Origin of the sequence: Butyrivibrio sp. MB2005, from assembly GCF_000424285.1 — a bacterium.
GTDB lineage: Bacteria > Bacillota > Clostridia > Lachnospirales > Lachnospiraceae > Butyrivibrio.
In genome coordinates, this window is sequence record NZ_AUJP01000004.1 from 137,307 (window position 1) to 150,728 (window position 13,422).

Genomic DNA, 13,422 nt, shown 5'->3' on the forward strand with positions numbered 1-13,422 from the left:
GAAATGATATGGCAGCAGATAATATGCAGAGAACTGGACTTGTAAAAAACGAAAAAATAAGAGAAAAGAATTTTGAACTTTTCAAACAAAGATACGGTGCAGAACTCACGATAGACCCTGACGAAGATGAGAAATACAGGATGGAAGAAGCTGAGGATGGAGAAATAGTTCTGTATATTAGGGATGTTACTCCGGGGCAGGATCTTCGTCTTAACAGTATATATAATCCTTCTTATGAAGCTGCCAGATGGGCAGAAAAGCAGGAAATTCTTAACAGGAGAACTACATTAGTTATTCTTGGTTTTTCCACGAGTGTTTTTGTAAGAGCTTTGTTTAAAAAATTAAGGCCTGATTCCGTATTTTTTGTATATGAGCCCTTAGAGAATTTATTCTCATTTGTTTGCGCTTTTGCTGATTTGAGTGACATTATCACGGAACCCAGAATCAGATTGTATGTTACAGAAAACCAGCGTAAAAACATATCAAACGATATGATACATGATCTTGCGACTTTTAGACCGGAGTCTAAAGGAATTATTACCCCTTTCTATTCAGAAAATGAAGCGTTTAATAAGCTATGTCATGAAATGGAAAATGTTATGGGAACCACCGCATGCTACCAGCAGGACAGGGGAAGAAATGCCTTAAGATGCAGAATGTTTGCCTGGAACCATATGAGAAATGCGCACATTCTTGCGGATCTTCGTGACAGAATACCTAAGGATATTCCGCTTATTATAGTATCCGCAGGACCGTCTCTTAGAAAAAATGCTGAAGTGTTAAAAAGAATAAAAGGTCATGCATTCATTCTATCAACAGACAGGGCGCTTATGGTTCTGGATGAATATGATATTACACCGGATGCCGTAATATCCCTTGATGCCGAGAAGAGCCCGGATTTTATGAATGTTAAAGTCGCACAGAATATACCTGTAATATGTTCATATCAGCTTAATTCTGAAAGCCAGAAGCTTTTTTATGGCAGAAGAATATTTTATCATGCCCTTGGATATGAATATGACCTTATAGGTCCCAAGGTAGAAGCCCAAAATGGTCTTGATCAGGGAGGAAATGTTTCAGGAGGAGCTTTCACTGTATGTGAATTTTTGGGGATAAAGACTGTGATACTTATTGGTCAGGATCTGGCATTCCTAAATGGTAAGCATCATGCAGATGGAAGAAATGACGGAGTGCCTCTTACTGCAGCAAAGGAAATAAAGGGAATTAATGGAGAAATGGTTCTAAGTAATGATATGTGGATAGGCTTTAGAGATTTCTTCGAAAGAAGGATAGCTGCAAATCCTGATATGAGAGTTATAGATGCTACAGAGGGAGGTGCTCTTATTGAGGGAACAGAGATAATGACTCTTGCAGAGGTTGCAGATAAAGTATGCACAAAAGAGTATGACCTTCAAAAGATATTTGATGATCTCCCCAATGCTCAAAGCGATAAAGAATATGAGGAGATGCTTGAACGTGAGGAACAATGGCTTGAGCAACTTGATATGATAGCTGAAAACTCTAAAGAGCTTGAGGTCCTAAGCAGGCAACTTCTTAGAATCAGTAAATATCAAAGCATTGATGATGCGGCAGCAACTAAAAAGCTGAATAAAATGGATAAGCTTCGATTAGAAATATATGAGACCAGAATAAATACTCTTATGGAAGAATTCTGGATAGAGGATTTATATTCTATTCCGGACTATACCTTTATGGTCAGAAATAATGAGGAAGCGATCCCTGTATTTGAAAGCGCTATGAAGTTTTATGGAAAATATCCAGAAGATTGCATGAGCCTGAAAAAAGAACTGCAGGAAGCAATTGCGAAGGGAAAAGAGGATTACGAGAAGGAAAAAAGAGGCGAAAAGATAGATTAAATATCATCGGGCAAAGTTATGACTGACATTTATAACAAAAACAGAGATGCCTTTCTAAGAAGGTATGGGATTGTAATTCCGGAACTTAATAGTGAAGATAGTCTCTATGCGCTCGACTTCTCAAAGGACGGGGATGCTGTATTAAATGTGACTATAGATTCTAATGGCAAAAAGCTTCGCCTAAACAGCCTCTATAGCCCTGCTTATGAGGCAAGGTCCTGGATAAAGGGGAGAGATATACCCGGAAGAAGGACCACAGTTTTGGTTTGCGGCTTTTCAACGGGTGTTTTCCTTAGAGAAATGCTAAGCACTTATAGACCTGATACTATTTTCTTCTTATATGAACCACAAGAAGAGTTATTTTACTATGTGTGCGGCCATATTGATATTTCTAATCTGATCTTGAATAACCGTGTATATATGTTCATTACAGATGAACAGAAAAACAGAATGGTGGATTTGGTATATAACGATATACTACTTGGCAGATCGGAAGTAATGGGGATCACAACTCCGTTTTATGCAGAGGATAACCGCTTTAGGAACATATGTGATGAGATAGGAAAGCTAAGTGTATCTGTTCGCAATTTTAAAAAAAGTCGTGGAAGAAATGCCTTAAGGTGCAGAATTTACGCATGGAACCACATGGAGGGATGTCGCTTCTTATCTGATTTAAAGGAGGTTTATCCTAAGGGGTGTCCCGGGGTTATAGTGTCTGCCGGACCATCTCTTAACGAAAATGTTGAAGATCTGAAAAAAATAAAGGGACATGCTTTTATTCTTGCAACTGACAGATCCCTTAGTGTTTTAAAGGAACATGACATAGTACCTGATGCCGCCATATCGGTTGATGCTATTAAAAGTCCGGAATACCTGGAGTATGCTTATGAAAAAGACATACCCATAATATGCTCATATCAGCTCAATATTGATGCTCAAAAGAAGGCTGGCGGAAATCTTATCTATTTTGATGCTATTAGCTATGAACGTGCACTTTTTGGAGATAAGGCAAATTTTGGATCCGGATTAGATATGGGAGGAAATGTAGCGGGAGGAGCATTTGTAGTACTTAAGCTTCTTGGAGCAAAGACGATCATCCTTGTTGGTCAGAACCTGTCATATAAAAATGGGAAGCATCATGCGGATAATATAGATGAAGGAATGCAGGAAATTTCAAATGATGTTGAGGTACCGGGAATTGATGGCAAAATGGTTGTCAGTAACAGGATGTGGATAAGTTATAGAAATTTCTTTGAGAGACAGATAGTACAGAACCCTGGGATAAAGGTGATTGATGCAACAGAGGGCGGAGTACTTATTAAAGGATGCGATATAAAAAAACTGAAAGATGTGGCCAAAGATATTGAAGAAAAAAGCTATGATTTTTCAGGCATAATTTCTGATCAGGCATATAAAACATCTGGGGTACTAAATGGAAATATAGAAAATGTACTGAAAGCATGGTTAGATGAACTCAGTAATATAAGAGATGTTTCGCTTGAAATAGTAAGACTATTGGATGAACTAATTAGCGTCGGTGAGAACAAAAAGAATGAAGTTACAAATGAGAATGATCATATTCAGAAGATTGGTAAATTAAGAGAATCCATGTATGGAATGAAAATGTATTCTTTGCTTGAAGAGTATTGGATTGAGGATATGTATTCCATTCCGGATAGATTGCTTGTTTTGCAGGATGGCAGTGTGTTGGAAACATGTAGAGAAGTTAGAGATTATTATGCCGGTCTGTCTAAAGATTGCAGGACACTTAGCGATGAGATGACCAAATATTTTTGATGGCTGAATAGGGGGGGACTATGTCAGTAAATGATATTTTGAAATATGCCTTCGATAAATTTGATGCGAATGAATATGATGAAGCCGTGATGGCTTTTATGGCTGCGCATCAGGCCAGCGATGATCCGCAACAGAAAGATGACATTTTTCAAGTCATCAATGAAAGCTTTATTGCACCTAATGAAAATGAGTTCAAGAAGGCTTACGAGGATAATACCAAGTTCCTGTTAGAAAAAGGAAAACTACATCTTGATACCATTCCTGAATATGGCATGTTATCTTTGAAAATGATTCCTGCTTCAGATTCAAGGTTTTATGTATGGAACGATGAAGAGAGTAGATTCGAAGGAAAGCAGCCAGTAATTATTGATGAGAATAAGTTAGATGATGTCTCTAACAGAGTGTTTTCGCCTATGTTGATAGATGGATATTCTGATATGAGGCTTATTTTGCATGATGCAGAATCATCCAGAAATATGAGGATATATATGGTTCTGAAAAATGATCGCATGCTGAAACAATTTTTTTCATACTTAACTATTCCGGGAATGGGGAAAATTCTTTGCGAATTGAATGTAGATATATTTGACGATAAATATACATTTGAAAAGTATATTCGAGAAAGCGGAGCGTATATACCCAGGAGAATAAAAAGCGAAGAACTTGATGAATATACTCAATTGATGACAGATATACATAATGAAAGAGTTAGCAGTACTCGAAAGGGAGATAATGTTTTTTTGTCAATTTGTATTCCCTCATGGAATCGCGGGAAAGAAGCATTGGAAACGGTCAAAAACCTACAACAACTGATGTATGACGAAGAGATAGAAATAGTATTATGTAATAATAGCTCAACTAAACAGACGGATTACTATGAAAAGATAAATGAATTAGCAAGTTTGGATAAGCGAATTGTTTATAAAGAGCTGCCATCAACTTGTTATAGGGATAGTTTTGAAAATGTGATCGGTCTTCCAAGTGGTAAGTATGCCATTTTCTCTTCGGATCAGGATCACATGATAACTGAAAATTTTGATGATGCAATTCAGTATATTTACAATAATAGTAATAATAACGTAGGAGTAATGACTTTTGAAACTATATCTCCTATAAGTAAAGTAATTTATTATAGGTGTGATAAGAGCATTGTACATACCAAGACGATGGAGAAAGTTGCTCTTGCATGCGGCTCCAATTATATTACCGGATTATGTTTCAATATGGATAATATTCGCAAAAACGGTTTATTGGAAAAAATAAAAAAGAAATATCATGAAAATGCAGATAATAAAATGTACGACGACTATACACATTGTGTATTAGCAGCTTATCTGGTTAAAAATAGTGAATATGCCTTTTCCGGAATGCCTTTATTTGAGGACGAAGCAGAGGAGGAAAGCTTATATTTAGATAATGGGGAGTTCAGACTCAAATATATTTTCCCGGAAAATAGGATGATAAGTATTAGAAATGAAACGGCAGTATTGATTGACTTGGAACTAGAACCTTCGGATCTTGCATTTTGCATTTTAAATACGTTTGCGAATGTATATAGATTATTGAGAATAGGATACTCTTTTTACCCGGAAATAATGCTTGAAAAGCACAGTTGGGAAGAAACGTGCGAAATAGTATTAAATACGCAAAAAGAAATTATTGATGATACGAAGGTGATTGAGTATATAGGGAATGATGATTTAAGGAAACTAATGGAGGATAATATTGAAGCATACTATTTACGGGAATTAGCAAATAAAAAAATTACATAAAGGATGAAAAGCGAAGATGCGCATAAACACTGCGTTTCTTCGCTTTTTTTATTGCTATTTAGAGCAAAATGAAATAAAAATACAAAAAAATTTTCAAAAAAGGGTTAAGTAAATAAAAATTGGAACGATATATAGAGTGTAAAACAAAAAAACATCGTCAAGGATGATCGATGTGGGAGCGCACTCAACTTAATAAGTAACTATTATTTTGAAACAAAGTATCAAGCAGCAGGCTCGGGCTCTACGGATTAGAGGGAGAGACTGCACCCACATGGAGGTATAATATGGTTATCCAGCATAATTTGACGGCGATGAATTCTAACAGAATGCTTGGCATTACAACAGGAACCCAGGCAAAATCTTCAGAAAAACTTTCCTCAGGTTATAAAATCAATAGAGCAGCAGACGATGCAGCAGGCTTATCAATCAGTGAGAAGATGAGAAAGCAGATGCGAGGCCTCGATAGAGCATCAACAAACGCTGACGATGGTGTAAGCGCAGTACAGACAGCTGAAGGTGCACTCACAGAAGTGCACGATATGCTTCAGAGAATGAACGAACTGGCAGTTCAGGCAGCTAACGGAACAAATAGTAAAATTGACCGTGATGCCATCCAGAACGAAATTTCACAGCTTACAACTGAAATTGATCGTGTAGCAGAGACAACAAAGTTTAACGAGACCTACCTTCTTAAGGGAGGCACCGGAAACTATAACAAATATATGAACATACATGATGCCGGTCTTGAAGGTACAACAGCAGATCTTGGCAATTACGGAACATTCACCTGCTACCTTAAGTCCAGTGATGACATCAAGATAGCCGGAAAGAATTATCACATGTATGATAAGGATACCGATACAATCGGTAAGATCCAGGGTGATATTTCAGTAGCTCTTAATACAGCAAGTCAGGGATCCGTTACTATAAATGGAACAACTTATGTAAGAGCAACAAGTACATACGATAGCACAACACAGGTATTCAAAGTTGGCGATCAGGAGTACTCACTTGAACAGATTCAGGCAATGGTAGTAGATGGAGCACAGGTTAGAACACCTACAACCGGAAGTACCAGAATTGCAGCAGATGCTAATCTTGATAAGAATATCCTGGTATCAACAGCCATTAGAAAGATTGACGAATCTCTTAAACAGGCTAACCTCATCGGAGTAGACAGCGATAAGGTTAATATGGTTAAGGTATCCTGCAGAGACTTCGCAGGTACATCAATCAGCGGCGCAACCAATGATGAAAAAAAGTATACTTTCTCAATCTCAAAGGGAACAGCTAAGGTTGCTAAGGATCTCGGTCTTCAGCTTCATGTAGGATCTGACGCAGACATGACAAACAAGATCCTTATGAACGTACAGGTTATGAACGCGGCTAACCTTGGTATCCAGAACCTTACAGTAACTGACAGCCTTGGAATTTCAGCTACATACGCAATCGATGCCATCGAAGACGCTCTCAAGGTAGTATCAGAACAGAGATCAGAACTTGGTGCTATCCAGAACAGATTAGAGCACACAATCAAGAACCTGGACAACGTAGTAGAGAATACAACAGCAGCAGAATCCAGACTTCGCGATACAGACATGGCAGACGAGATGGTTACTTACAGCAAGAACAACATCCTCGCACAGGCAGGACAGTCGATGCTGGCTCAGGCAAACCAGAGTACACAGGGTGTTATGTCACTCCTTCAAGGCTAATAATAAAACTGAAAATCAAAATCAAAACCTCAGGGGCACCTTCCAAAAGGAGGGTGCCTCTTCTTTTCATAGGAGATTCTATTTGTTTCAATAAATCGTAATTCCGTTTATAATTAAATGTAGTATATAGATTTTTTTACAGAGGAATCGATATGGAAAACATAGTTATGATCGGCGGCGGTGGTCATTGTAAATCGGTGATAGATGCGGCGCTACGGTCAAAGAGATTTGGAAAAATTTTCATAACGGATGTAAACCTTAAGCCCGGAGATGAAATCTTTGGATGCGAGGTTGTGGGCACAGATGATGTTCTTCCAAAGCTTTTTGAGGAGGGAACCACCAAGGCCTTTATTACGGTTGGATTTGTAAAGCCCAGCGGTCTTAGAAGTAAACTGTTCTATCTTGCTAAAGATATGGGATTTTCTTTTCCCAATATTATTGATCCTTCAGCGGTGGTGTCTGCCAATGCAAAGCTTGGAACAGGCATATTTGTTGGAAAGAATGCAGTGATAAATGCAGGTGCAACTGTAGGCGATAACGTGATAATCAACACCGGTGCCATAGTTGAGCATGACAGTGTGATCGGTGATTTTGCTCACGTAGCTGTGGGGACAAAGGTTTGTGGAGAATGCAATGTAGGCGCCAATACTTTAGTAGGGGCAGGTGCCACTATTCTTCAGGGTGTTAAGGTTGGAAGCGATGCGATCATCGGCGCAGGTGCAGTTGTTCTAAAGGATGTAGGGACCCAGTGCACTGCAGTTGGAATGCCTGCCAGAATTCTAAGGGGCTGGAACTGATATTGACGAATGATATTTAATGATATAATATGATATTAAGATATACATAATGATTGGCATTGATATGCAGCGATACAAATCATTATCATTTGTCTATCAGTTTTTATAGCAGATGCAGGAGGCTTCCATGACTATCGAAGAGATGAACAGGATCAAGGATTCAAGGGGATATAGTTTTACCCAACTTTCGGATTACACCGGGGTCCCGGTGGTTACACTGCAGAGAATTTTTTCCGGCAATACCAAAAATCCCAGGAAGGCTACACTTGATGCAATTGAGAAGGTGCTTGAGGGAGATGAATCCAAATATTTTGGCAAAGCATATTCCTATGAGCAAAGTAGCGTTGTTTTTTCCGATAGGGGAGAGAAGTCATCAGAACTGGCGGAGAGCTCACCATCTTATGGGAGTAAGAAAAATGGTGAATATACTGTGGAAGATTATTATGCGCTACCAGAAGATCAGTGGGTTGAACTGATAGATGGTGTTTTCTATGACATGACAGCACCGAGACCAGTTCATCAGATAATTAGCAGTGCTGTGTTTAATACAATATATAACTTCATACGATCCAATAAGAGCGATTGCATACCACTGTATTCCCCAATTGACGTACAGCTGGATTGTGATGACAGGACCATGGTTCAACCGGATGTGGTAATTGTTTGTGATGAAGATAAGATTAGGGATAAAGTAATCTATGGTGCGCCGGATTTTGTTTTGGAGATATTATCACCATCTACGCGTAGAAAAGATATGTTCATCAAATCTGAGAAATATTGTAATGCCGGTGTGAAGGAGTATTGGATGATAGATCCTAAGAAGAGGGTTTTGATTGTATACAACTTTAAGGATGAAGACGTTACACCTGAGATTATGCCACTTGAAGGAGATTATCCAATGAATATCTATGATGGCAAACTCAGGATAGATTTGGAAGAGGTGAATCAGATTATAGAAAGATTCTCAAAATAAAGCAGGGCGGGCAGTGGATTTTCCATGAATAAATATAACTTTGGAGGTTTGGATGGCTGACAGAATTCTTATAATTGCGGAAGCGGGAGTCAATCATAACGGATCTCTCGAAATTGCAAAAAAGCTTATTGATACCGCCAAAGAATGCGGCGCAGACATAGTGAAATTCCAGACTGCAAAACTATCCAGTCTGGTTTCAAAAAGTGCACCAATGGCTGAGTACCAGAAAAAGAATATTGGAAAAGAAGAATCACAGAAGGATATGTTGTCAAAACTCCTTCTTCCTTTTGATGATTATAAGTTGTTATCCGATTACTGTAAGACAACCGGAATTAAGTTTTTATCAACGCCTTTTGATGTAGAAAGTATAGAATTTCTGGATTCTTTACTTGATATTTGGAAGATTCCATCCGGTGAAATTACCAATTATCCTTATCTTGTAAAAATAGCAAAGACGGGCAAAGACATAATCCTTTCCACGGGAATGTGCACCATGCAGGAAGTGGAGGATGCGGTTAAAGTATTAAAAGATAATAGTTCGGGTAAGATTACGATCCTGCATTGTACTACCAATTATCCCACTCCCATGGAGGATGTGAATTTAAAGGCTATGCTTACGCTTAAGGAACGCTTTGGATGTGATGTGGGTTACTCGGATCATACAAGAGGTATAGAAGTTCCCATAGCTGCGGCTGCGCTTGGAGCAACAGTTCTCGAGAAGCACTTTACGCTGGATAGAAATATGGAAGGACCTGACCATAAAGCAAGCCTCGAACCCGATGAACTTCGGGAGATGGTACGGGCTGTGAGAAATATTGAAATGGCTCTTGGAACCGGAATAAAAGAGCCGACAGAGGCCGAACTCAAAAACAGACTGGTTGCCAGAAAAAGCATAATCGCTGCAAGAGATATTAAAAAAGGTGAACTCTTAACAGAAGAAAATCTCACCACCAAAAGACCCGGGAATGGAATATCTCCCATGAAATGGAATGAAGTAACAGGTACAAGTGCGATCCGGGATTTTGCAGAGGATGAGCTTATAGAAATATGATTTTTATTTTGCAGGTATGCGTTTTGCGAGGCCTGATAATACATTTACAATGACAGGAGTAGATGTGTATGAAAACTTATGAAAACAAAAAGCTGCTTATACTTGGTGGTAACTTTGAGACCATGCAGCTTGTAGAATGTGCCAATAACCTTGGCATAAAAACCATTGTTACCAGCAATGTACTGGATGAGCCTTCCAAGAAAATCGCATGGAAGGCAGCTGATGTTGATGGAATGGATGCACCTGCTCTCATTGCATTTGCCAATGAAGAGAAGGTTGATGGCGTGCTTGTGGGTGTTGCTGATACCCTGGTTCCATACTATTGCAAGGTTTGTGATGCCCTTGGACTTCCCTGCTATGCAACTCAGTCCATCGTGGATGTTTTTTCATATAAAGATATTTTCAAGACTACCTGCGAAGAATATGGCATACACGGAATTCCTGATTACTATCTTGATGAGTCCTTTAAAAGAGAGGATCTGGACAGGATAAAGTATCCCGTAATGGTGAAGCCTGTGGACAGCTCCAGCGGCAAAGGAATAGTTAAGGTGGAATCTGAGGCTGAGCTAAAAAGTGCTGTTGAGTATGCATTATCTTTTTCCAAGAGTAAAAGATTTATTGTGGAAAGATATATGGACTGCGATGATATGGGTATTTATTACACCTTCAAGGATGGATATTGCAGTGCATCATGTGTTTACGACCGCTATGCCAGCACCGAGCAGGCCGGAGTATCGAGAGTCTGTCTTGGCGGAACCTATCCTTCCAAGCATATAGATGAATACTATCAGCGCATGCACGACAATGCGGTGAGGATGTTCCATGGAATCGGAATCAGGGACGGAATCCTTATGCTGTCTGCTTTCTATAAAGATGGTGAGTTTTATGTCTATGATACCGGCTTCAGACTTCAGGGAGAGGCACCGCATCTTTTACTTAATGCTATACATGGATACGACCAGAGGAAAATGCTTATAGATTTTGCCCTTACAGGAAAAATGGGAGACGTTGATCTTCAGAAGGTTGATGATCCAAGGTATGGCGGAAAATGGGCTGCAACCATCTGGTATCTTCTTAAGGAAGGAACCATAGGTAAAATCGAAGGACTTCCCGAAAAAGAGGATGAGGTTGTAGTTGCAATAGGCAAAAGATTCAACGAGGGCGATGAGGTATTGCCTGAGTGGATTGGCACAGAGAGACAGGTTCTTGCCAGATTATATCTTGTTTGTAACAGCAAGGAAGAGCTTGCCGAGAAAATAAAGTACTATCAGGATACAGTAAAAGTAACCGATATAAATGGTAATAATATGCTGCTTAAGGGCTTTGATGTGGATAAAGCGCTGCAGTTATAATTAAAAGCCGGGTAAACTGAATGTATCAGCAGTCAGGTACCAGGGAATAATTAGTCAGAACAATGAGGGGATATATGTCAGAGCTTAGACTGGATGACAAAGTAATTGTTATATCCGGAGGAACCAAGGGCGTCGGCCGTGCTGCAGCTGAACAGTGCGGAAGATGTGGCGCCAAAGTGGTCATCGGAGGACGTGATAAAGTAGCTGCCAAAAAGACTATTCGAACCATTAAGGCTTTTGGCAGTGAAGCTATATTTGTTTATACGGAGCTTGAAAAAACAGAAGACTGCAGGAAACTGTTTGAAGAAGCCATGAAAAAATATGGTAAGGTGGACGGCTTTTTGAACTATGCAGGTGTTACGCCGGTATCACCCCTTGATACATGCACGGAAGAAACATTTAATCATGTCTTTGATGTCAATTTCAGGGCGGCGTTTTTCTGTTGTCAGGCAGCGGTTGAGTGTATGAGAGAAAACGGCGGCGGGTCCATCATACTTGTGGGATCGGCCCATGCCTGGGGCGGCCAGAAGGACAGAGCTGCTTATGCATGTTCGAAAGGCGCACTTCTTACTCTAATGTCACACATTGCGCACAATTATGCCTCGGAGCAGATCAGATGTAACTACCTGACTCTTGGCTGGACTCCGACAGAGGGAGAGGTTGCACTTAGGAAAAGCCAGGGAATGACTGAGGCTGAACTGAGGCAGCAGGCAGCTGGCATACTTCCAATGGGCCGTATGCTTGAGCGAACAGATTATCTTGACGCAATAATCTATATGTTATCTGATGCATCAAGTATGATGACAGGCAGTGAATTCAGAATCACAGCAGGGGAGTATATTTAATGATGAAAAATATTATGTATGTACCATGAATATTGGCGACATGGGAGGCGGTGCAGGAATATTGTGATAGTCATGGTATTTCTTATGTTCCAATAGCGGATGTGGCAGGATCAGTAATAATTACAAAGTAGGTGTCTGGATTAGGGATTATTTCGGCTTGGATAGTTTTTCCAATAGTCTACAAAGCCATCGCCAAACACCAAAGTTCCGGATAAAGATGATTTTTTTTGGCGAAACTGCTCATAAAGTGATCTGTTGCGGAAGCAAAACCACATTTGGGCATCTACGTTGTAAATGCAGCCATTGAAACCAAATTCGTTATAAAGCCTGGACATTGCCTCATTTGAATAAAAGGTGCAATGAGTTGAAAGATAATAGAACCATTCGGGATCATGAGGAACTTCTTCGCAGATGAGAGTATGAAACGCAAAGATTCCATCTTCATTTAGAAAAGAGAGCACTTCAAGCAGCTCGCCTTTGCCCCGGAGATGCTCAAGAACTGCGGAAGAAAGTACAAGGTCAAATTTTGTTGCAGACATTTCTGCATCTGTCAGGTAATCGGGCCTGTCTAGATCCAGGTATTTGTCGTACTTTTTTAGAATAGCAAGAGATGTAGAATTATCATTGTCAGATAAGGACGTTTCTGAAGTAATATCCCCGGACAGCTCACGGTTAACATAATCTGCAAGTCGGCCATCGCCGCACCCATAATCCACACACTTTTTATCCATGCTAAAAAGACCGGATCTGAAAATGCTTACCAGCATATCTTTTTGTGCATTAATTCTTTTTATCCAGTGAGGGTCATCGGAATCCTCATCAATTCCCTGCTTGGGAATATGTATTTCGGCATTTAAGTCTGAATACTGTGACGGGGGCATATCATAGATTGTTTTTGCCAGAACCAGGCCGCAATCAGGACATTTTACGTACTCGCAGACCTTTAGATTCCTGGTTTGGAATTCCTTGGAACATAATGGAAACATTTTGCGTCCGCACACATAACAGATCATTATGAATATCCCTCCCACATAAGATTTTCATTCTGTTTACTACATAATTTTATCATATTAGGAGCAGTGCGATAGCAGGTCGTGGAAAATTAGGGATTGCGGAAAACGTTTTCTTGTGCTATGATTTTTCATATCGCAGAGAAAACGTTTTCTGCATTTTTTTATGCAGGGTTGGCAAATAGGAATTATTTAGAAGACCATATCAGTGATGATTATGGCAGAAAAGGAGA

The 13,422-nt window shown here is 39.6% G+C and carries 10 protein-coding genes; 9 read left to right on the forward strand and 1 reads right to left on the reverse strand.

The annotated features are described in order from the left end of the window. Positions 1–8 precede the first annotated feature (8 nt). The 9 genes from G610_RS0101945 to G610_RS0101985 all read left to right on the forward strand — a co-directional run bounded on the left by G610_RS0101945 (position 9) and on the right by G610_RS0101985 (position 12,179). Positions 9–1,877 carry a motility associated factor glycosyltransferase family protein gene (locus G610_RS0101945; RefSeq protein ID WP_026523436.1) on the forward strand — a complete coding sequence of 623 codons (1,869 nt, stop codon included), beginning with the start codon at positions 9–11 and terminating at the stop codon, positions 1,875–1,877. Positions 1,878–1,895: 18 nt separating this feature from the next. After that, entirely contained in the window at positions 1,896–3,674 is a 1,779-nt protein-coding gene (locus tag G610_RS0101950) for a motility associated factor glycosyltransferase family protein (RefSeq protein WP_026523437.1), read from the forward strand. Between the two features lie 20 nt (positions 3,675–3,694). Continuing rightward, positions 3,695–5,446 (forward strand): glycosyltransferase, encoded by a 1,752-nt coding sequence (locus G610_RS0101955; RefSeq protein WP_026523438.1) that lies wholly within the window; start codon positions 3,695–3,697, stop codon positions 5,444–5,446. Between the two features lie 284 nt (positions 5,447–5,730). Further along, a complete protein-coding gene (locus G610_RS0101960; RefSeq protein WP_026523439.1) occupies positions 5,731–7,161 on the forward strand; it encodes a flagellin N-terminal helical domain-containing protein in 1,431 nt (476 codons plus the stop codon). A 152-nt stretch (positions 7,162–7,313) separates the two neighbouring features. Next, positions 7,314–7,958: an acetyltransferase gene (locus tag G610_RS0101965; protein ID WP_026523440.1), complete on the forward strand. Its 645-nt coding sequence runs from the start codon at positions 7,314–7,316 to the stop codon at positions 7,956–7,958. A gap of 127 nt (positions 7,959–8,085) precedes the next feature. Further along, positions 8,086–8,931 (forward strand): Uma2 family endonuclease, encoded by an 846-nt coding sequence (locus G610_RS0101970; RefSeq protein WP_026523441.1) that lies wholly within the window; start codon positions 8,086–8,088, stop codon positions 8,929–8,931. Between the two features lie 52 nt (positions 8,932–8,983). Then, positions 8,984–9,982: an N-acetylneuraminate synthase gene (gene neuB / locus G610_RS0101975; protein WP_026523442.1), complete on the forward strand. Its 999-nt coding sequence runs from the start codon at positions 8,984–8,986 to the stop codon at positions 9,980–9,982. Positions 9,983–10,050: 68 nt separating this feature from the next. Then, the gene (locus G610_RS19350) at positions 10,051–11,334 is read left to right on the forward strand and encodes an ATP-grasp domain-containing protein (protein WP_051197472.1); all 1,284 of its coding nucleotides are present in this window, start codon (positions 10,051–10,053) and stop codon (positions 11,332–11,334) included. A 74-nt stretch (positions 11,335–11,408) separates the two neighbouring features. Continuing rightward, positions 11,409–12,179 carry an SDR family NAD(P)-dependent oxidoreductase gene (locus tag G610_RS0101985; protein WP_026523443.1) on the forward strand — a complete coding sequence of 257 codons (771 nt, stop codon included), beginning with the start codon at positions 11,409–11,411 and terminating at the stop codon, positions 12,177–12,179. Between the two features lie 140 nt (positions 12,180–12,319). Here the strand turns inward: G610_RS0101985 and G610_RS0101990 are convergent, their stop codons facing one another. Continuing rightward, positions 12,320–13,192, reverse strand: coding sequence for a methyltransferase domain-containing protein (locus G610_RS0101990; RefSeq protein ID WP_026523444.1), 873 nt, complete (start codon positions 13,190–13,192; stop codon positions 12,320–12,322). Positions 13,193–13,422 lie beyond the last annotated feature (230 nt).

Coding starts and splice junctions, on each gene's coding strand:
- G610_RS0101965 (WP_026523440.1), top strand. CDS start 7,314: ATGGAAAACATAGTTATGATCGGCGGCGGTGGTCATTGTAAATCGGTG.
- G610_RS0101990 (WP_026523444.1), bottom strand. CDS start 13,192: ATGATCTGTTATGTGTGCGGACGCAAAATGTTTCCATTATGTTCCAAG.
- G610_RS0101985 (WP_026523443.1), top strand. CDS start 11,409: ATGTCAGAGCTTAGACTGGATGACAAAGTAATTGTTATATCCGGAGGA.
- neuB (WP_026523442.1), top strand. CDS start 8,984: ATGGCTGACAGAATTCTTATAATTGCGGAAGCGGGAGTCAATCATAAC.
- G610_RS0101970 (WP_026523441.1), top strand. CDS start 8,086: ATGACTATCGAAGAGATGAACAGGATCAAGGATTCAAGGGGATATAGT.
- G610_RS0101950 (WP_026523437.1), top strand. CDS start 1,896: ATGACTGACATTTATAACAAAAACAGAGATGCCTTTCTAAGAAGGTAT.
- G610_RS0101960 (WP_026523439.1), top strand. CDS start 5,731: ATGGTTATCCAGCATAATTTGACGGCGATGAATTCTAACAGAATGCTT.
- G610_RS19350 (WP_051197472.1), top strand. CDS start 10,051: ATGAAAACTTATGAAAACAAAAAGCTGCTTATACTTGGTGGTAACTTT.
- G610_RS0101945 (WP_026523436.1), top strand. CDS start 9: ATGGCAGCAGATAATATGCAGAGAACTGGACTTGTAAAAAACGAAAAA.
- G610_RS0101955 (WP_026523438.1), top strand. CDS start 3,695: ATGTCAGTAAATGATATTTTGAAATATGCCTTCGATAAATTTGATGCG.